The sequence below is a fragment of the Azospirillum ramasamyi genome (assembly GCF_003233655.1).
Lineage (GTDB): Bacteria > Pseudomonadota > Alphaproteobacteria > Azospirillales > Azospirillaceae > Azospirillum > Azospirillum ramasamyi.
Genome location: NZ_CP029829.1, coordinates 2,614,589 through 2,634,511, shown reverse-complemented (window position 1 = coordinate 2,634,511; position 19,923 = coordinate 2,614,589). Strand labels below are relative to the sequence as shown.

Below are 19,923 nucleotides of genomic sequence, written 5' to 3'. Positions count from 1 at the left end.
CCCTACATTTTGCTCAATTCCACTGACGGGGCGATGGCCGCCGGCCTTCCACAACCGGTCCGCGGCGCTTCCGAATCCAGGCTAGAGGTCACATGAGCACCACCATCAAGGTTACCGACGACAGCTTCGAGCAGGACGTCCTGAAGGCCACCGGCCCGGTCCTGGTCGATTTCTGGGCGGAATGGTGCGGCCCCTGCAAGATGATCGCCCCGGCGCTCGACGAGCTGGCCCGCGAGTATGAGGGCAAGGTCACCGTCGCCAAGCTGAACATTGACGAGAACCCGCTCACCCCGGGCAAGTACGGCGTTCGCGGCATCCCGACGCTGATGGTGTTCAAGGAGGGCAGCGTGGCCGCCACCAAGATCGGCGCCCTGCCCAAGGGTGCGCTGTTCCAGTGGGTCGAGTCGGCGCTGTAAGCGGCCGGACAGCTCCAGGTAAGGAAAAGCCCCGCCCGCGGTTGCCGCGGCGGGGCTTTTTCGTTGAAAACGCTGGCGTTCAGCGCCGACACACCCTACTGCGCCTTCTTCTCCTGCGCCTTATCCTTACCCGCAGCCCCCGCGGCCTCCGCCGTGCGGGCGAGATTGTCGGCGGCGGCGCGGCCCCATTCGCTGTCGGGAGCGACGCGGCGGGCCAGCGCCCAGTCGTCGCGCGCGGCCGGCAGGTTGCCGCCCATCGCCTTGACGTTGCCGCGCAGCAGGATCGCCTCGGGATCGCCGGGCTTCAGTTCAAGCGCATGGTCGATGTCGGCCAGCGCCTGCCGGTAGTTGGACAGCGCCTTGTGGGCGGTGGCGCGGTAGAGATAGGCGTCGGCCCGCCGCGGGTCGCGCGACAGCGCCGCGTCCAGGTCGGCGATGGCGTCCCAGAAGCGTTCGCCCTCGGCGCGGGCGAAGGCGCGGTCGATCAGCAGATCCACGTCGCCCGGCGTCTTGTCGAGCGCGGCGCCGTAAAGCCGCTCCGCCCGGCCCTGGTCGCCGGCCCGCAGCCACGCCCAGCCCGCCCGGCCGAGCAGAGAGGCGGCGGCCTTGGGGTCGTCCCTGCCCAGCGTCGGCACCAGCGCCTCCATCTTGGTGCCGGCCGCCTTGAAGTCGCCGCCATGGAACAGCGCCAGCGCTTCGCAGAGCCTGGCGTAGTCGCCGCCGCCCTGCTCCTGCCAGCGTCTTGCGTCGGCCTTGGCGCCGTCGGGATTCGCCTCCGCCTTGGCGGCGCAGGCCTGAAGCTCGCGGTTGCGGTCCAGGGCGGACGGGGAGCCGGATGCGGCGTGCGCCGCCGGCAGGGCTGCGAACAGCCCGAGGGCCAGCGCGCCGAAAAGGTAAGGATTGCGTCGGGTCATGGTGCCTTTACACTCCGCCATCGCCGGGCGGGGCGCAAGCCCGCAAGCCAAGCCCATAAGCCCACGCCCAGAAGCCGAGCCCCCGGCATTACGCCCCCCTCCTGCCCCAACGGGAACCGCCCGCGATGACCGATCCCCGCCTGTTCGTCTTCGGCCCCGGCTACAGCGCCCGCGTCTTCGCCGACGCGCTGCGCGCCGACGGATGGCGCATCGCCGCCACCTGCCGCAGCGAGGAGAAGAAGGCGGAGCTGGAGGCCCAGGGGATCGAAGCCTTCCTGTTCGACCGCGGCCGGCCGCTGGCCGATGCCAAGGCGGCGCTGGCCGGCACCACCCATCTGCTGGTCAGCATCCCGCCGGATGCCAAGGGCGACCCGGTGCTGGACCAGCATGCCCGCGATCTGGCCGACCTGCGCACGCTGGATTGGGCCGGCTACCTGTCCACCACCGGCGTCTACGGCGATACCGGCGGCGAGTGGGTGAGCGAAGCCGCGTGGCTGAAGCCGACCGGGGAACGTCAGAAGCGGCGGGTGGAGGCGGAACGCGGCTGGCTGAACCTGTACCGCCAGTATGGCGTGCCGATGCATCTGTTCCGGCTGGCCGGCATCTACGGGCCCGGCCGGAGCGCCATCGATTCCGTGCGCGACGGCACCGCCCGGCGGGTCGACAAGCCGGGTCAGGTGTTCTGCCGCATCCATGTCGAGGACATCGCCAGGACGTTGCGCGCGTCGATGGCGCGGCCGACGCTGGGCGCGGTCTACAATGTGGCCGACGATCTGCCGAGCCCCTCGCACGAGGTTGTGGAGTATGCCTGCCGCCTGCTGGGGGTGGAGCCGCCGCCGCTGATCCCCTTCGATCAGGCGGAGATGTCGCCGATGGCCGCCAGCTTCTACGCCGATTGCCGCCGGGTGAAGAACGACCGGATCAAGCGCCAGCTCGGCGTCACGCTGGCCTATCCCGATTACCGCGCCGGGCTGGAGGCACAGCTGACGGCCGGGCTATGACCGGAAATTGGGGAAAGATAAAACTAAGGTTCCAAAGCAAATAATTGGCATATACCGGTAATCATAACATTTAGCCAAAGACACGCATGGAAAAGGCAAAACTTATTTAATAATCTCGCTGGATCATGAGCGTCCGGGTGACGACTATCCCGCGAGGTGTTGGGCGCATGAACAGCACGCCGACGGTCACGACCTTACTCCCCTCCGCCACCCCCGCGGCGGGCGTGGACGGCATCGACTCCAGCGCCTTCCGCCGGCAGATGGACGAGGTCGTCTCCCGCATCCCGATGCATGCCATCCGCTCCGTCCTGGACGCGGTGGAGGGGGCGGCCAGCCCGAACGGCGAGCGGGCGCGGCATCTGCGCGACGCGCTGGTCGAGCATTTCAACCGGCTGAGGCCGATGAAGGCGCGCCGCCTGTTCACCAGCCTGTTCGAACCCTTCCTGGTCGACGACCCCATCCTGTACCGCTCGCCCGAGTCGGTGCCGGCGCTGATCCAGCGGGTCGACATGGGCGGCATCTGGGCGGCGCTGGCGCGCTACGCCTTTCCCGGCCTCGCGGCGGAGGTGCAGAGCCGGTTGGACGCCATGGCGCGCGAGTCGATGCTGGACGCCGTGCTGTCCAGCCCCGACGCGATGGTGATGCGCGAGCTGATGCGCCGGGAAGCGCTGGACTTCCTCTACGCCATGGCCGGCGACCGCAAGCTGACCGACCGCTTCCTGGCGCTGGCGAATGACGAGGCGCGGCACGATGCCGGGCTCCGCACCCAGTATCTCGGCCGCAAGGCGCCGATCGACGGCGATCTGCTGGGCTTCGTCCGCGCCCTGCTGGAGCACAACGAAGCGCTGGTGCCGCTGACCGAGCGGATGCGCCGCGACATCGAGGAGATGCGTCTGGGAGAGACGCAGGGCCCCGGCGACCCCCGCTCCGCCGAGGTGGATTGCCAGTCGGCGCTGATGGTCGGCTTCGTCCGCCGGCTGCGCGATCTCGGCCTGCCCTTCCGCGACCAGTCGCAGGTGCTGGCCTGGTTCGCCCCGCTCTACGGGCTGAACGTCAAGCGGCGCTACGACGTGTTCCTGCGCCATGTGCGCGAGCATGGCGGTCCGGCGGCGGTGCGCGAGTCGCACCCGCTGCTGCGCGCCCTTCTCTGCCATTTCCAGGCCGCCTGCGCCACCATCCGCGAGGTGGTGGACGGCATGTTCGGGGATATGGAGATCCAGCAAGGCGGCGTCCTCTCCGCCCCCGCCCCGACCCGCGCCCTGCTGGGCGAGGCGGTGGAGCGGCTCGACCGCGCGCTGACCGCGCTGTCCGGCACCGGCTTCCTCGCCAGCCGCTCCACCGGCCCGGCGCTGCGGGCGGAGCTGGCGGCGGTCAGCCGCGACCTGACCGGCACGGTGATGCCGGCGCTGGCCGCCCGGCTGCAGGCGGCGATGAACGCCCGCCACGCCCCGGAGCCCGACCATGAGGACATCGTCTGGCTGATCGAACTGGTCTGGCGCTGGGGCCGCTATCTCGGCAATGCCGGCTACGCCAACCCGGAGCTGAAGTCCCTGCGCCTCTACGCGGTGGAAAGCGGCCGCATCGCCTTCCTCCAGGCCATGAAGGCCGAACCGCAGGAGAAGCCGGCCCACCGTATGGCCCACATGCTGCGCATCCGCAGGCTGATGGCGGCGATGGGCGAGACGGTGGACGGCTGGATCAGCCCGGTCAGCCAGGGCCTGCACCGGGTGGTGCACAGCTATCTGGAGGCGGCGGGCGAGATTTCCGACGACGAATGGGCGGTGATCGACGCCTTCGTCGGCAGCGTGCGCGGCGAACTCAGCCGGTCGAGGAATTGGCAGAGCGCGGATTTCGTCGACATTCTGCGGCTGCATGAGGCGCGGCGGCGGGGGGAGTGATCGCTGCGGATGCCCCCATTGGCCAAAGGCCTTAACCGCAACAATTTGGTTCGACGCAACCATCGATGTGGTATGATGCGCGCCCGCTCGGGGCGGGACGGCCGGACAACGGCCCGCAACCCCGGTGGACCCGTTTTCCAGTCACTCCTCCCGCCGAGACGACGCCAGCATGAACATCACCATCGAACGCGCCGCCCTTCTCCGTTCCCTGGGTCACGTGCAGAGTGTGGTCGAGCGGCGGAACACCATTCCGATCCTGTCCAACGTCCTGCTGCGCGCGGGCGACGGCGAGTTGTCGCTGGCCGCCACCGATATGGACCTGGAGATCGTCGAGACGGTCCCGGCCACGGTCGGGCGCCCCGGCGGCACCACGGCGCCGGCCCACACCCTGTTCGACATCGTCCGCAAGCTGCCCGACGGCAGCCAGGTGGAACTGGACATCGGTGGCGACGGCACCATCCTGACGCTGCGTTCCGGCCGGTCGCAGTTCAAGCTGTCCTGCCTGCCGGTGGAGGATTTCCCGCAGCTGTCCAGCGGCGAACTGAAGCACAATTTCTCGGTCGCCGCCGCCGACCTGCGCGCGCTGATCGACCGCACCCGCTTCGCGATCTCCACCGAGGAGACGCGCTATTACCTGAACGGCATCTACCTGCACGCCACCAAGAGCAAGTCGGGCAGCCTGGAGACCTCCGTCCTGCGCGCGGTCGCCACCGACGGCCACCGGCTGGCCCGGGTCGAGATGCCGCTGCCCGACGGCGCCGAGGGCATCCCCGGCGTCATCATCCCGCGCAAGACCGTCACCGAAATCCGCAAGCTGGTCGACGAGGCCGCCGACCGCATCGAGCTGTCGCTGTCCGACAACAAGATCCGCTTCGGCTTCGACAGCGTCGTCGTCACCTCCAAGCTGATCGACGGCACCTTCCCCGACTATGAGCGGGTGATCCCGGTCGGCAACGACAAGGTGATGGAGGTGGACGCCAAGCTGTTCGCCGCCGCCGTCGACCGCGTCGCCACCATCTCCACCGAAAAGAGCCGGGCGGTGAAGCTGTCGCTGGTCCGCGGCGCGCTCACCCTGTCCGCCACCAGCCCCGAATCCGGCAGCGCCACCGAGGAGTTGGAGGTCAATTACGCCGAGTCCCCGCTGGAAATCGGCTTCAACTCTCGCTATCTGCTGGACATCACGCAGCAGATCGAGGGCGAGGGCGCCCAGTTCACGCTGGCCGACGCCGCGTCGCCGACCATCATCCGCGACGTCGCCGACTCCACCGCGCTCTACGTCCTGATGCCGATGCGTGTGTGATGGGGCTGCGGGGATCCTCCCCGCCCCAGGCGGAACGGACCAGTTGCAGCACACGGCAGTTTCGATGAGCGGCGGCGCTTCGGTGCCCGCCGCACCCCTGACGCCGGCCTTGGCCGTGCGACGGATGACGCTGACGCGTTTCCGCGGCTACGAGTCCGCGCGGCTGGAGCCCGACCGCCGCCCCGTCGCCCTGATCGGCCCGAACGGCGCCGGCAAGACCAACCTGCTTGAGGCCGTCAGCTTCCTCGCCCCCGGCCGCGGCATCCGCGGCGCCCGGCTGGCCGAGGTGGAGAAGCTGGGATCGCCCCCCGGCGCCGGCTGGGCGGTGGCGGCGACGCTCGACACCCCCTTCGGTCCGGTGGAAATCGGCACCGGCCGCGAGCCGCATGACGGAAGCCGCGCCTCCGACCGCGACCGCCGGCTGGTCCGCATCGACGGCCACCCGGCCAAGGGCCAGACCGCGCTTGCCGACCACGTCGCCATGGTCTGGCTGACCCCGCAGATGGACCGCCTGTTCCTCGAAGGATCGAGCGGACGGCGCCGCTTCCTCGACCGGCTGGTCTTCGGCTTCGATCCCGCCCATGCCGGCCGGCTGTCGCGCTACGAGCATGCCCTGCGCGAACGCGCCCGGTTGCTGCGTGACGGCCGCTTCGACGAAGGCTGGCTCGGGGCGCTGGAGGACCAGATGGCGACCACCGGCATCGCCGTCGCCGCGGCCCGGCGCGAGGTGGTGCAGCGGCTGCGCGCCGCCTGCGCCCGGTCGGTCGGTCCCTTCCCAGGCGCCGACCTCGCCGTCGCCGGCACGGTGGAACGCTGGCTGGACGAGGGTCCGGCGCTGGCGGCGGAAGATATGCTGCGCGACAGCCTGCGCTCCGGCCGCCGGGCCGATGCCGATGCGGGCGGCGCCACGGTGGGACCGCACAAGAGCGACCTCGCCGTCCGCCATGCGCCCAAGGACATGCCGGCCGCCTTCTGCTCCACCGGCGAACAGAAGGCCCTGCTGATCGCCATCGTGCTCGCCAACGCCCGGCTGCTGGCGGCCGAGCGTGGGGCCGCGCCGATCCTGCTGCTGGACGAGGTGGCCGCCCATCTCGACCCCGACCGGCGCGCGGCGCTGTTCGGCGAAATCCTTGCATTGGGCGCCCAAGCCTGGATGACCGGCACCGACGAGGGGGTTTTCGACCCGCTTGGGGAGGATGCACGCCGGTTCCACATCGAAGACGCCCGAATCCGCCCCGGATAGGGCTGGAAATACGGGCCGAGACCCAGAAAAAAAGCGTGTTCACGCACGCTAAACCGCCGAATCCGCAACCGAATCTGTTATAGTCGACGCATGGCACAGGAAGCACTGAAGAACGACCTCCCGCAGTCGGAGCCCCAGCAGGCGGACTATGGGGCGGAGTCGATCACCGTTCTGCGCGGGCTCGATGCCGTGCGCAAACGCCCCGGCATGTACATCGGCGACACCGACGACGGGTCCGGCCTGCACCATATGGTGTACGAGGTGGTCGACAACGCCATCGACGAGGCGCTGGCCGGCTATTGCGACAAGGTCGAGGTTCTGCTGAACGCCGACGGATCGGTCACGGTGCGCGACAACGGCCGCGGCATCCCGACCGACATCCATGCGGAGGAAGGCGTCTCGGCGGCCGAGGTCGTGATGACCCAGCTGCATGCCGGCGGCAAGTTCAACCAGAACAGCTACAAGGTCTCCGGCGGTCTGCACGGCGTCGGCGTGTCGGTGGTGAACGCGCTGTCCGAAAGGCTGGATCTCCGCATCTGGCGCGGCGGCCGCACCTGGACCATGCGCTTCCGCCATGGCGTCGCCGAGGCCCCGCTGGCCGATGTCGGCGAGGCGCCGATGGTGCCGGAGAAGGGCAAACAGCTGTCGGGCACCGAAGTCACCTTCATGCCCTCGGCCGAGACCTTCACCAACATCGAGTTCGATTTCGCCACGCTGGAACACCGGCTGCGCGAGCTGGCCTTCCTCAACTCCGGCGTCCGCCTGGTGCTGACCGATGCGCGCGGGGTGGAGCCGAAGGTGCAGGACCTGCATTACGAAGGCGGCCTGGAAGCCTTCGTCAACTGGCTCGACCGTTCCAAGACGCCGCTGCACAAGCCGGCGATCACCCTGAAGAACGAGCGCCCGACCGAACATGGCGGCGTGGTGACGGTGGAATGCGCGTTGCAGTGGAACGACAGTTACCACGAGACGACGCTGTGCTTCACCAACAACATCCCGCAGAAGGACGGCGGCACCCATCTCGCCGGATTCCGTGCCGCGCTGACCCGCGCGATCAACAATTATGCGGCCGAATCCGGCATCGCCAAGAAGGAGAAGGTCAACCTGTCGGGCGACGACGCCCGCGAAGGTCTGACCTGCGTCCTGTCGGTGAAGGTTCCGGATCCGAAATTCTCCAGCCAGACCAAGGACAAGCTCGTCTCGTCGGAGGTTCGTCCCGTCGTCGAGGCGGTGGTGGGCGAGGCGCTGGCCCAGTATTTCGAGGAGCATCCGGCCGACGCCAAGCGCGTCGTCCAGAAGGTGGTGGAGGCCGCGGCCGCCCGCGAGGCCGCCCGCAAGGCGCGCGAACTGACCCGCCGCAAGGGTGCGCTCGACATGGCGTCCCTGCCCGGCAAGCTGGCCGACTGCCAGGAGCGCGACCCGGCGGCGTCGGAGCTGTTCATCGTCGAGGGCGACTCTGCCGGCGGCTCGGCCAAGCAGGGCCGCTCGCGCCAGTTCCAGGCCATCCTGCCGCTGCGCGGCAAGATCCTGAACGTGGAACGCGCGCGCTTCGACAAGATGCTGGGCTCGGCGGAGATCGGCACGCTGATCGCCGCGCTCGGCACCGGCATCGGCCGCGACGAGTTCAACGCCGACAAGACGCGCTACCACAAGATCATCATCATGACCGACGCGGACGTGGACGGCAGCCACATCCGCACCCTGCTGCTGACCTTCTTCTTCCGGCAGATGCCCGAGCTGATCGAGCGCGGCTATCTCTACATCGCCCAGCCGCCGCTCTACCGCATCAAGCGCGGCAACGCCAAGGAACGCTACCTGAAGGACGACCGGGCGCTGGAAGAATATCTGGTCGAGGCGGCACTGGGCGACCTGTCGGTCCAGCTGTCCGACGGCAGCCTGCTGATCGGCGAGCAGCTGACCGGTCTGGTCGATCAGGCCCGCACCGCCCGCCCGGCGATCGACACGCTGTCGCGCAAGGTCGGCAACGCCATGGTGGTGGAGCAGGCGGCGGTCGCCGGCACCCTCTCCGCCACCCTTGCCGAGGACAAGGGCGCGGCCGAGGCTGCGGCCAAGGCGGTGGCCGAGCGGATGAACGCGATGGACGCCGATGGCGGCTGGCGCGGCGAAGCCCTGCCCCAGGGCGGCTATGCCGTCATCCGCGCCCGGCGCGGCGTCACCCATCGCCATCTGTTCGACGTCGACCTGCTGAAAAGCGGCGAGGCACGCCGGCTGGACGGGCTGGCCGCCGACCTGAAGCGGGTGTTCGGCACCCCCGGCAAGGCCTTTGAAAAGCAAAAGGAGACTCGCGCGCTGACCGGCCCGGTCGCCCTGTTCGACACGGTGATGGAGTTGGGCCGCCGCGGCGTCACCATCCAGCGCTACAAGGGCCTGGGCGAGATGAACCCGGACCAGCTGTGGGAAACCACGCTGGACCCGACCAAGCGCTCGCTGCTGCAGGTCCGCGTCAGCCACGCCGATCAGGCGGAAGAGGTGTTCTCCACCCTGATGGGCGATATCGTCGAGCCACGGCGCGAGTTCATCCAGGATAACGCACTGAAGGTGTCGAACCTGGACGTCTGATCCACGTAACCTGACACATCGGAAAGGGGCGGCGCCGCAAGGCTCCGCCCCTTTTTCTTTGCAGATGCGTTTGCAGATCAACTGGATTTGCAGATCAGCCGGGGTTCCGCAGATCGTTGTGGATTGCGGTCGCAGCGATCGCCGCCTCCCCCATGGCGACGGCGATCTGGTTGAGGGTGGAGACGACATCGCCGGCGGCATAAAGACCGGGAACCGAACTGCGCTGGTGCCGGTCGACGATCAGGCGTCCGTCAGTGTCCATCTCCGCCCCGACCTGCTCGGCCAGACCGGAGCGCGCGGTGATGCCCAACGCCGAGTAGAGCGTATCGAAATCAAGGATTTGACCGCTTTCCAAGGTCAGGCGGGTGCTCTGGCCCGCGCCGGCCTCGACTGCGGTCACCGGTTCCTCGATCACCGCGATGCCGGCGGTTCCCAATTCGGTGCGCTCTTCCATTGTCAAAGCCATCGGTTCGCCCAGCGTCAGCAGGGTCACGGTCGGGCTGTAGGTGCGGATGAAGCACGCTTCGCCGACCGCCTGCGCGCCATGGCCGAGGACGGCGATCCGCTTATCGATGACCTCGTAACCGTCGCAGATCGGGCAGACCCGGATTTGACCGCGCTGCATCGCCTCGTAAAGATGAGATACCCGCGGCTGGCCGTCGATGACGCCGGTCGCCAGCAGAACGGCGGCAGCGTCCACCTGCCTGCCGTCTCCCAGCTTGGCGCGAAAGCCGCGTTCCACCCGCTCCAGCGCGGCCACCGAACCGGTTTCTATGCGGCCGCCATAGGTCTCGGCCTGGGCGCGGATGCGGGCGAGCAGATCGGTGCCGCGGATGCCCCCCGTGAAGCCGGCGAGGTTGTGGGAGGTCGGAATCCAGGCACAACGGCTCTTCGCCTCGTCCACCACCAGGGCCGACCGGCGATAGCGGGCAAGATAGATGGCGGCGGTCAATCCGGCGGGACCACCACCGACGATCAGACAATCGAGCATGGGCGGCATCGCGCTCCTTGTCTTGAACCAGGAACCGAATCTTACCCTTCGGTTCCTGGAGTGTGATCGGTTCAAGCGGATGCGCTTGAACCGTGAACCGCACGGAAAGCCAAAAGCTCAAGGTCTGCCAGATGCCGCATTCCGCATCTGATGGACTCTAGACAAGCGGAGCGGCCGGATGTCACGCTCGCCATCGGTGAAATGCACAGATGGCCTTCCTCCGGCAGAATGGAGACGAGGTTAAGCAACTCGCAGCTTGGCCTGGTCCGGGGTGATGTAGCCGGGAGCCGAGTGCGGTCGCCGGCGATTGCAATACCCTTCGATGTAGGCGAACAGGCCCCCTACGAGCGGCGTCGCGCGTTTCAGAAGGGCGATTTCCGATGCTTTATCGACGCCAGTGGTCAGGGGGCGCTGCCATTTCCGCAGCACTGATGGCTGCACCGCCAATTCCCGGGCTACCTGTGCAAGGGAGCGGCCGCTGCTGGCCAACAGCGTCAACGCTTCTTGCTTGAACTCATCCGTGAAGAGGCGCCGTGCCGTTCTCCTCCTCATGGGCACTGTCTGCCTTGCCTTTGGCGTTTATATCCTGGGTTGGGGGAGTGGATGCCGACCAATTTGTCGCCGGACACATACTGATCGCCCTCCGCGTTGAACCTGGAAATCGACCGCCGCTACGGACCCGAAGGGAGAGCCCATGCACCATCCAGTTCCAGCAGGCCCCAAATCAACGGGACAGCGGGGGCAAGGGTGGTATCTGGTGCTCGCCATGGTGGTGGGGGTGCTTGCCGGCACGATCGGGTCCCTGTTCCACCTCGCCATCGACGCCCTGCTGCACTGGCCCGCACAGCTGCACGGGCTGGTCGATGGGCCGCTGCTGGTGCTGCTGACCGCGCTGATCACCATGTCGGTGACTGTGGGGGTGATGGCGCTGGTCCGCCGCGCCGCGCCCGAAGCCGGCGGCAGCGGCGTTCAGGAAGTGGAAGGGGCGATGGAGGGCCTGCGCGAAGTCCATGGGGAACGGGTTCTGCCGGTCAAATTTATTGGCGGGGCCGCGGCGATCGGCTCAGGGCTAGTGCTGGGGCGCGAAGGGCCGACGATTCATATCGGCGCCTCGGTCGCGGCGATACTCGCTGCCCGGTTCCAGCTGGACGCAACGAAGCGCAGCGGCTTGCTGGCAGCAGGGGCGGGGGCGGGACTGGCCTGCGCCTTCAATGCCCCCGTATCCGGCGTCTTGTTCGTGATCGAGGAAACCCGGCAGCAGTTTCCCTATCGGTCTGACACATATATGGCTGTCATCATCGCCGCTGTGTTGGCCACCGTCATGACCCAATGGATCGGCGGTACGGCTCCCGATCTTTCACTGCCGGCACCCAAGACGCCTCTGACCATGCTGCCGCTCTTTGTGCTGCTCGGGTGCCTGCTGGGGGGACTCGGCGTCGTGCTCAACGCCGGCATCCTCAAGGCGTTGGCTTTCGCGGCTGCCGTACAGAAAAAGGCGCCCTATCTTTACCCGGCAGCGGTCGGGTTCGTCGTAGGGGCGCTGTTGTCCCTGTTTCCCGCGACGGTGACAGGCGGGGAGGCCGTGCTCCCGGCGCTGGTACGCGAGCCGCCCGGCGTGCTGGTTCTGCTCGCCCTGGCGACGGTTCGGTTCTGCACCTCCATCGGGAGCTACTCGACGGGCGTGCCGGGCGGCATCTTCGCGCCGATACTGTCGTTGGCGGGGTGTGTCGGGCTGGCCTTTGCCGGCCTCGCCGGCATGGTTGCGCCCCACGCCGGGATTATCCCGGCGACCTTCGCCGTTGCGGCAATGGGCGGGTTGTTCACCGCCTCGGTGCGCTCGCCCATGGTGGGGGTGGTGCTGACGCTGGAACTGACCGGCGCCTTTGAGGTAGCCATGCCGCTGCTGGCCACCTGCCTCTCTGCCAACCTCGCCGCGCAATGGCTGGGCGGCAAGCCGATCTACCACCAATTGCTGGACCGCACGTTGATCTTGGCCGGCATTGAGCCACCGGCGAAACCCGCCAAGGGCGAATGAGGCGAGACTTTGGTGCGCAAATCGGCACGACGGCGGAGTCCACCGCTGGGCAACGGTGATCTTTTTGCCGGGCTGCCGCATTGCAGAGATCAAGAGAACGGGGAAATGGCCGCAATGGAGATGATCCGGTCCATGGTCGACCGCGTCGTGCTGTCCCCCTGCCCCAGGCGCCGGGCTGGAGGCGCAGCTTCATGGCGACCTGCTGGCAATCCTTGAGGCGTGTGGCGAAATGAACCTCAAACGCACGAACGCCCCGGCTCTTTCGAACCGGGGCGTCTGGTGTCGTTGGTTGCGGGGGCGCGCAACCACCGAGAATTGACTCTGCCGCCCATAGACGTTTGACGCAGTCGTCCCGCGTAGGTGGCGACCACCACGGCGATGGCGAATGCTATGACGCCGGATGGTTTGATTACGCCCTTGCGTAGGGAACAATTCGCTTTCCCCGACTAAGTCCACAACCCTTCGTAGTTTCGACCCACACCCCCCACATGGGTAGCGACACCCAATAGCCGCGCGAGGCCGCCATACCGGTAACGTTTCGATCCACGCTCCCGTGTAGGGGGCGACGAGCGGCATCGGCCCCGCCGACGACCGAGTAGGTGTTTCGATCCACGCCCCCGCGTAGAGGGCGACGCTTGTCGGCATAGCGCGCGGCCTTGTCGGTCATGTTTTGATCCACGCCCCCGCGCGGGGGGCGACGCGACTTCCTCCTTGCAACGGTGCATGCTCTTGGTATTTCGATCCACGCCCCGCGCGGGGGGCGACACCAACTACCGCGAGCTGTATACGCTGCTGGAGCCGTTTCGATCCACGCCCCCGCGCAGGGGGCGACGTCAGATCGGTGTCGCCCGCCTCGAAGGGGGGCGGTGTTTCGATCCACGCCCCCGCATGAGGGGCGACCTTCAACATCTTTGTCAGCGCCTTCATTCTGACGGAGTTTCGATCCACGCCCCCGCGCAGGGGGTGACCCCTCACCCAGCTGGAACGCGCCGTCGAGCGCTGGTTTCTATCCGCGCCCCCGCATGGAGGGCGACAATCCGCATTACTCGCCCTAGCCGACAAGCTGGAGTTTCGAGCCACGCCCCCGCATGGGGGCGACGGTCATGCGCCTCGACCAGTCCGCCGAAGACCCGTTTCGATCCACGCCCCCGCGTAGGGGGCGACTGCAGTTGCCGCGGGTGCCGGCCTCCTTGTCATGGTTTCGATCCACGCCCCCGCGTAGGGGGCGACACCGCCTATGCCATCGGCCGGCAGTGGGGATGGCTGTTTCGATCCACGCCCCCGCGTAGGGGGCGACCGCGCGCCGGCTGGCCTGATCTGGAGATCGTGTGGGTTTCGATCCACGCCCCCGCGTAGGGGGCGACCAATCGGGACACAGCTTCGATGACTACCGCTAAGGTTTCGATCCACGCCCCCGCGTAGGGGGCGACACGGCATCACCCGCCCCAAGGCGTTCACGATGCTGTTTCGATCCACGCCCCCGCGTAGGGGGCGACCCCTTCGGAGAGGCGCCCGTACCGGTGCCGCGCAGGTTTCGATCCACGCCCCCGCGTAGGGGGCGACGGCCTAGCGCTGCTTCGTCGGCATACCACCGGCAGTTTCGATCCACGCCCCCGCGTAGGGGGCGACTGATCACATCCATCGCGAAGTCGAGAGCCGTCTTGTTTCGATCCACGCCCCCGCGTAGGGGGCGACGCCGCGCTTCAGTTCATCCAAGTCCACTTCGAGTTTCGATCCACGCCCCCGCGTAGGGGGCGACTGGGGCAAGGTCCGCGCTCAGATGCTCGAATACCTGTTTCGATCCACGCCCCCGCGTAGGGGGCGACCGACCGCAGCCGTCCAGCGGGAGGCAGCATGATGGAGTTTCGATCCACGCCCCCGCGTAGGGGGCGACCAATGTTTCCAGCGGGTGGGGCTATTTTTCAGACGGTTTCGATCCACGCCCCCGCGTAGGGGGCGACTCGCCCAACGGTGGGAGCCGGCATGTGCTGGAGGCGTTTCGATCCACGCCCCCGCGTAGGGGGCGACGACGCCGCCTTCAACGAATTGGCGGCCATGGTTCGGTTTCGATCCACGCCCCCGCGTAGGGGGCGACACAATGCGCTCCGCCATCACCATCAGGCGGGCGGGTTTCGATCCACGCCCCCGCGTAGGGGGCGACTGGGAGGATGACAACTGGTGGAGCGGCCAATACACCGTTTCGATCCACGCCCCCGCGTAGGGGGCGACTGGCACGCCGCTGCCGACGTTCATGCTGCTGACGTTTCGATCCACGCCCCCGCGTAGGGGGCGACCCGCACCCTGGTCAGCCGTGGCGCCGTCCGAGCCTGCTCTGACGTTTCGATCCACGCCCCCGCGTAGGGGGCGACACCGCCGCCGCGCAAACCGCCGCAGGCATCGTCCAGGTTTCGATCCACGCCCCCGCGTAGGGGGCGACTCTCAAGCGGTCAGCAGGGTGCCGCTCCGGCGCAGTTTCGATCCACGCCCCCGCGTAGGGGGCGACGGCTCTATCGTCCATCCCCGGCTGGTCCGCCGCCGTTTCGATCCACGCCCCCGCGTAGGGGGCGACATGGTTGGGCGGTAGGGCGCGACCATCACAGCTTGTTTCGATCCACGCCCCCGCGTAGGGGGCGACCAGTACCGACGAGCCGCAGGCAGCACGCCGGGACTGTTTCGATCCACGCCCCCGCGTAGGGGGCGACCCTCCATCGGCTTCAACGGCTCCATTGAGGCGCTGTTTCGATCCACGCCCCCGCGTAGGGGGCGACAGTCGGGTTGATGACCCTGCGAACCCCCGTCTGTGTTTCGATCCACGCCCCCGCGTAGGGGGCGACCGCCTTCAACGAGTTGGAGCTTTACCGCGACGGAGTTTCGATCCACGCCCCCGCGTAGGGGGCGACTCTCACCCGCGCATGGTGGAGCACTCACCCGGTCACGTTTCGATCCACGCCCCCGCGTAGGGGGCGACGGCCGTCCAATGAGCCTGTCCGACTACGATCTGGCGTTTCGATCCACGCCCCCGCGTAGGGGGCGACCCGCCAATCGTGGGGCTGACATGACTGCGACGAACGTTTCGATCCACGCCCCCGCGTAGGGGGCGACCTGGAGGGTGCTGGAGGCACAAGCGCATCGACGCCGTTTCGATCCACGCCCCCGCGTAGGGGGCGACGATCAGTGTGACGAAACTCCACGGGTGGTCATGGTTTCGATCCACGCCCCCGCGTAGGGGGCGACCGTCCGAGGCTATCGCCAACGCGATGCGGAACCAGTTTCGATCCACGCCCCCGCGTAGGGGGCGACATGCGCAGCTTGCCGCGCCCCTCCCAATCGCTCAGTTTCGATCCACGCCCCCGCGTAGGGGGCGACGGTGGTCGTGCCGGCACCAGTCGCCCAGGCACCGGTTTCGATCCACGCCCCCGCGTAGGGGGCGACGTGCCGGCCAGCACCTCACCGATGCCGTAGGCCTTGTTTCGATCCACGCCCCCGCGTAGGGGGCGACTTGTAGTGGGCGAGGTCCAGATGCTCGATGTTCGAGTTTCGATCCACGCCCCCGCGTAGGGGGCGACGCCTACAACAAGCAGTCTGCTTTCGAGACGGCGGTGTTTCGATCCACGCCCCCGCGTAGGGGGCGACTGCAGGGCGGCGGCGTTAACACCATCGCTGCATTGTTTCGATCCACGCCCCCGCGTAGGGGGCGACTCGTCGGCATCGGTTGCCTCCAGCGGCTGCACGACGTTTCGATCCACGCCCCCGCGTAGGGGGCGACCACTCGGACGCAGCCGGTCGGGCGGTGGAGGCATGTTTCGATCCACGCCCCCGCGTAGGGGGCGACGGCCATGACCGTCGAGACCGCGGCCCGCCGGCTGTTTCGATCCACGCCCCCGCGTAGGGGGCGACAGGTCGGACGACAATTGCATGGGGTGGGCCAAGTGGGTTTCGATCCACGCCCCCGCGTAGGGGGCGACCTCGATTTCGGCCGTGGTCGCCCGGGCGCTGATATCGTTTCGATCCACGCCCCCGCGTAGGGGGCGACGGAGGCTGTCCAGCTTGGCAATGGTGGCCTGCATGGTTTCGATCCACGCCCCCGCGTAGGGGGCGACCGCGCGGGTTGCAATGGCTGACGCAAGAATGGCGGTTTCGATCCACGCCCCCGCGTAGGGGGCGACGGAGGCTGTCCAGCTTGGCAATGGTGGCCTGCATGGTTTCGATCCACGCCCCCGCGTAGGGGGCGACCGCCTTGCGCTCCCTGGTCATCGACAGCGGCGTGTTTCGATCCACGCCCCCGCGTAGGGGGCGACCCCAGTACGGCTTCCGCTTCCGATCTCAGTCAGTAGTTTCGATCCACGCCCCCGCGTAGGGGGCGACGTGGTCTTGACGATCTGGACAGGACGACCGCGCATGTTTCGATCCACGCCCCCGCGTAGGGGGCGACATGCGCAGCTTGCCGCGCCCCTCCCAATCGCTCAGTTTCGATCCACGCCCCCGCGTAGGGGGCGACCCGGGCGGCGCCTTCCGACAGGCCGGCAGCAACGTTTCGATCCACGCCCCCGCGTAGGGGGCGACGCCCACGCCAACCGAACCAAACCGCTTCCCGAAGGTTTCGATCCACGCCCCCGCGTAGGGGGCGACCCACGTCGATGTATGACCGGGCTTCGGCGGCGGTGTTTCGATCCACGCCCCCGCGTAGGGGGCGACCATTCTTCCAAGATTTCTGGTATTTTTTCATGGGTTTCGATCCACGCCCCCGCGTAGGGGGCGACGCGCGAGCGGGGCCTGCCATAATGCGGTTGCGCTGTTTCGATCCACGCCCCCGCGTAGGGGGCGACTCCAGCGGCACCTTACGCTCTCCATTGAAGGCAAGTTTCGATCCACGCCCCCGCGTAGGGGGCGACAATCGCCTCGCACAGCCCTGTTGCTGAGGTCCTGTTTCGATCCACGCCCCCGCGTAGGGGGCGACCGATATAATGCGGTGGCGGGGACAAGCGCGGCAAAGGTTTCGATCCACGCCCCCGCGTAGGGGGCGACCTTCGACCGCCCGCATTGCTGGACCGACCCGGAGTTTCGATCCACGCCCCCGCGTAGGGGGCGACCAACGCGCAGCAGGAGATTGTCCGCGATGCGATGTTTCGATCCACGCCCCCGCGTAGGGGGCGACCCGTTGGCTACGACGGCTGGACGGTCGAAGAGTGGTTTCGATCCACGCCCCCGCGTAGGGGGCGACCGCGACGCTTCCCACCGCTTCACCACCTTCATGGAGTTTCGATCCACGCCCCCGCGTAGGGGGCGACGCAGATGTCATTGCTCCGGTCTCACGTGCCGGATGTTTCGATCCACGCCCCCGCGTAGGGGGCGACGACCGGGTTGGCGGGCACCATTTCGTTCAACCTGTTTCGATCCACGCCCCCGCGTAGGGGGCGACCGGTTCCGCCTGTATCGGACGCTGCTAAACGAGGGTTTCGATCCACGCCCCCGCGTAGGGGGCGACCAGTGGGCTTTCATCACCTGCACCGGTGCTGCATGGTTTCGATCCACGCCCCCGCGTAGGGGGCGACCCGCTGACCAAGGCCGCTGTGGTCGCGTGGCAGGCGTTTCGATCCACGCCCCCGCGTAGGGGGCGACGATCCTGGTGGCGCGCTGCCAGCACTATGCCGGGGTTTCGATCCACGCCCCCGCGTAGGGGGCGACTGTCGCCTCTGTCGCCGACACGGTGGCGTCGATGTTTCGATCCACGCCCCCGCGTAGGGGGCGACCAGACGATGCCCGGTCTCGATTGACCAAGGGCCGTTTCGATCCACGCCCCCGCGTAGGGGGCGACCCCGATCCCCCCAGCGCCCCGACGCGCCCCCTGCCGTTTCGATCCACGCCCCCGCGTAGGGGGCGACAGACCATGCTCGCAGCCTCGATCAGTCATGCGCTGTTTCGATCCACGCCCCCGCGTAGGGGGCGACCGAAGGCCAAGCGTGGAGCCAAGAGCGCGACGGAGTTTCGATCCACGCCCCCGCGTAGGGGGCGACCGCGGAGTGTCACCGACACAAACTTGAATGAAGGGTTTCGATCCACGCCCCCGCGTAGGGGGCGACGAACGCGACCGCCTGATGATGGGCAACAACAAGCTGTTTCGATCCACGCCCCCGCGTAGGGGGCGACCCCTGTACGGGACATCAGTCCATCCATCCGGGAACGTTTCGATCCACGCCCCCGCGTAGGGGGCGACGCTGCAGGCGGGCGGCGTGTTCCGGGTGATCGTCCGTTTCGATCCACGCCCCCGCGTAGGGGGCGACCCACATGGACGCAGCCTGGAGCGCCATCGCGCTTGTTTCGATCCACGCCCCCGCGTAGGGGGCGACGCTCGGGTCTACGGCGACCGGATCGACGTGAACCAGTTTCGATCCACGCCCCCGCGTAGGGGGCGACTTGCGGTAATCGGCCTCCGGCTTCAGCTTGAAGTCGTTTCGATCCACGCCCCCGCGTAGGGGGCGACTGGCAAGGGCGGCGCGGCCGGCGTCGGTGATGGTGTTTCGATCCACGCCCCCGCGTAGGGGGCGACGATGAACTCCACTCCTTCGGCCTCTAGCACGTCCTGTTTCGATCCACGCCCCCGCGTAGGGGGCGACGCGGGCTTTTCTTTTGCCCCAAGGAGACCAGCAATGTTTCGATCCACGCCCCCGCGTAGGGGGCGACCTCTCGACATGGCGAAGGAGCTTGCCATGGTCGAGTTTCGATCCACGCCCCCGCGTAGGGGGCGACCATCGACCACGTCATGCACGCGCTGAAGTTCCTGTTTCGATCCACGCCCCCGCGTAGGGGGCGACCGCGGCGCGTCGTATGTCGAGTGTGCCGCCAAGGTGTTTCGATCCACGCCCCCGCGTAGGGGGCGACGCGCGCCGTGTCGGGGTTGAGGTTCTGCGGGATCGGTTTCGATCCACGCCCCCGCGTAGGGGGCGACCCGTCCGGCCAAGGCAAGCGACGAACTGGAATGGTGTTTCGATCCACGCCCCCGCGTAGGGGGCGACAGCCAAGCGGACGTCGGCGCCGTCCTGTCTGGCCTGTTTCGATCCACGCCCCCGCGTAGGGGGCGACTGCCAGTCAATATCCACTTGTTCAGGAACCCACAATCCCGGATCGAGCGCGAACCACTCGTGCGCTCCACTCTGTCGGGCGTCGCTCACTATGCCATTGAAGCTAAGTCGTTGACAGCGCTGCGGTGCGGACCTCCCAGGGGTTTCCTGTCCGCTTCGGGTTCGCGCACGCTCAGAACACCAGCGTCCCGTCGAGGTCCAGCGCGGGCTTGGCGCCGGCATGTTCAATGCGGCGGCTCGCATTGGCGCCAAGATGGTAGAAGCGCAGGCTGTCGGTGCTCTGGTCGATTTCACCGAGCAGGCGGGCACGCAGCGCAGTCCATTGTGCCGGATCGACCTCACATTCGAACACAGAAAACTGAACCCGCTGGCCGAAATCCCGGCATGCCTTCGCAACCCGGCGCAATCGGCGGCGGCCGGCCGCATCCTGGGTGTTCACGTCATAGGTGATCAACATCAGCATCGC

11 protein-coding genes and 1 CRISPR repeat array are annotated in these 19,923 nt (G+C 67.9%); of the genes, 7 read left to right on the top strand and 4 right to left on the bottom strand.

Features of this window, described 5'->3' with window-relative positions; genetic code table 11:
* The first annotated feature begins 92 nt into the window (after positions 1-92).
* Entirely contained in the window at positions 93-416 is a 324-nt protein-coding gene (gene trxA / locus DM194_RS12365; RefSeq protein ID WP_111067571.1) for a thioredoxin TrxA, read from the top strand.
* Positions 417-511: 95 nt separating this feature from the next.
* Here trxA and DM194_RS12360 read toward each other — a convergent pair whose 3' ends face one another.
* Positions 512-1,330 carry a tetratricopeptide repeat protein gene (locus DM194_RS12360; RefSeq protein WP_111067570.1) on the bottom strand — a complete coding sequence of 273 codons (819 nt, stop codon included), beginning with the start codon at positions 1,328-1,330 and terminating at the stop codon, positions 512-514.
* A 125-nt stretch (positions 1,331-1,455) separates the two neighbouring features.
* Here DM194_RS12360 and DM194_RS12355 point away from each other — a divergent pair, with 125 nt between their 5' ends.
* The 5 genes from DM194_RS12355 to gyrB all read left to right on the top strand — a co-directional run bounded on the left by DM194_RS12355 (position 1,456) and on the right by gyrB (position 9,352).
* Positions 1,456-2,331, top strand: coding sequence for an SDR family oxidoreductase (locus DM194_RS12355; RefSeq protein ID WP_111067569.1), 876 nt, complete (start codon positions 1,456-1,458; stop codon positions 2,329-2,331).
* Between the two features lie 167 nt (positions 2,332-2,498).
* Positions 2,499-4,229 (top strand): hypothetical protein, encoded by a 1,731-nt coding sequence (locus tag DM194_RS12350; protein WP_111067568.1) that lies wholly within the window; start codon positions 2,499-2,501, stop codon positions 4,227-4,229.
* A gap of 169 nt (positions 4,230-4,398) precedes the next feature.
* Positions 4,399-5,529 (top strand): DNA polymerase III subunit beta, encoded by a 1,131-nt coding sequence (gene dnaN, locus DM194_RS12345; protein WP_111067567.1) that lies wholly within the window; start codon positions 4,399-4,401, stop codon positions 5,527-5,529.
* A gap of 64 nt (positions 5,530-5,593) precedes the next feature.
* A complete protein-coding gene (gene recF / locus DM194_RS12340; protein WP_111067566.1) occupies positions 5,594-6,772 on the top strand; it encodes a DNA replication/repair protein RecF in 1,179 nt (392 codons plus the stop codon).
* A 90-nt stretch (positions 6,773-6,862) separates the two neighbouring features.
* The gene (gene gyrB / locus DM194_RS12335) at positions 6,863-9,352 is read left to right on the top strand and encodes a DNA topoisomerase (ATP-hydrolyzing) subunit B (protein WP_111067565.1); all 2,490 of its coding nucleotides are present in this window, start codon (positions 6,863-6,865) and stop codon (positions 9,350-9,352) included.
* Between the two features lie 94 nt (positions 9,353-9,446).
* Here gyrB and DM194_RS12330 read toward each other — a convergent pair whose 3' ends face one another.
* Both DM194_RS12330 and DM194_RS12325 read right to left on the bottom strand, forming a co-directional pair.
* Positions 9,447-10,343, bottom strand: coding sequence for an NAD(P)/FAD-dependent oxidoreductase (locus tag DM194_RS12330; protein WP_246024219.1), 897 nt, complete (start codon positions 10,341-10,343; stop codon positions 9,447-9,449).
* A gap of 240 nt (positions 10,344-10,583) precedes the next feature.
* Positions 10,584-10,895, bottom strand: coding sequence for a transposase (locus tag DM194_RS12325; protein ID WP_111067563.1), 312 nt, complete (start codon positions 10,893-10,895; stop codon positions 10,584-10,586).
* A gap of 214 nt (positions 10,896-11,109) precedes the next feature.
* Between DM194_RS12325 and clcA the strand changes: the two genes are divergently transcribed.
* Positions 11,110-12,378 carry a H(+)/Cl(-) exchange transporter ClcA gene (gene clcA, locus DM194_RS12320; RefSeq protein WP_246024330.1) on the top strand — a complete coding sequence of 423 codons (1,269 nt, stop codon included), beginning with the start codon at positions 11,110-11,112 and terminating at the stop codon, positions 12,376-12,378.
* A 1,131-nt stretch (positions 12,379-13,509) separates the two neighbouring features.
* Positions 13,510-19,458: a CRISPR direct-repeat array (repeat unit 32 nt; unit sequence GTTTCGATCCACGCCCCCGCGTAGGGGGCGAC).
* 171 nt (positions 19,459-19,629) lie between these two features.
* Here clcA and cas2 read toward each other — a convergent pair.
* Entirely contained in the window at positions 19,630-19,920 is a 291-nt protein-coding gene (gene cas2, locus DM194_RS12310; protein WP_111067561.1) for a CRISPR-associated endonuclease Cas2, read from the bottom strand.
* Positions 19,921-19,923: the final 3 nt, after the last annotated feature.

Excerpts from the sequence above, each read along its gene's own strand:
- trxA (WP_111067571.1), top strand. The coding sequence starts at position 93 with ATGAGCACCACCATCAAGGTTACCGACGACAGCTTCGAGCAGGACGTC.
- DM194_RS12360 (WP_111067570.1), bottom strand. The coding sequence starts at position 1,330 with ATGACCCGACGCAATCCTTACCTTTTCGGCGCGCTGGCCCTCGGGCTG.
- DM194_RS12355 (WP_111067569.1), top strand. The coding sequence starts at position 1,456 with ATGACCGATCCCCGCCTGTTCGTCTTCGGCCCCGGCTACAGCGCCCGC.
- DM194_RS12350 (WP_111067568.1), top strand. The coding sequence starts at position 2,499 with ATGAACAGCACGCCGACGGTCACGACCTTACTCCCCTCCGCCACCCCC.
- dnaN (WP_111067567.1), top strand. The coding sequence starts at position 4,399 with ATGAACATCACCATCGAACGCGCCGCCCTTCTCCGTTCCCTGGGTCAC.
- recF (WP_111067566.1), top strand. The coding sequence starts at position 5,594 with ATGAGCGGCGGCGCTTCGGTGCCCGCCGCACCCCTGACGCCGGCCTTG.
- gyrB (WP_111067565.1), top strand. The coding sequence starts at position 6,863 with ATGGCACAGGAAGCACTGAAGAACGACCTCCCGCAGTCGGAGCCCCAG.
- DM194_RS12330 (WP_246024219.1), bottom strand. The coding sequence starts at position 10,343 with ATGCTCGATTGTCTGATCGTCGGTGGTGGTCCCGCCGGATTGACCGCC.
- DM194_RS12325 (WP_111067563.1), bottom strand. The coding sequence starts at position 10,895 with ATGAGGAGGAGAACGGCACGGCGCCTCTTCACGGATGAGTTCAAGCAA.
- clcA (WP_246024330.1), top strand. The coding sequence starts at position 11,110 with ATGGTGGTGGGGGTGCTTGCCGGCACGATCGGGTCCCTGTTCCACCTC.
- cas2 (WP_111067561.1), bottom strand. The coding sequence starts at position 19,920 with ATGCTGATGTTGATCACCTATGACGTGAACACCCAGGATGCGGCCGGC.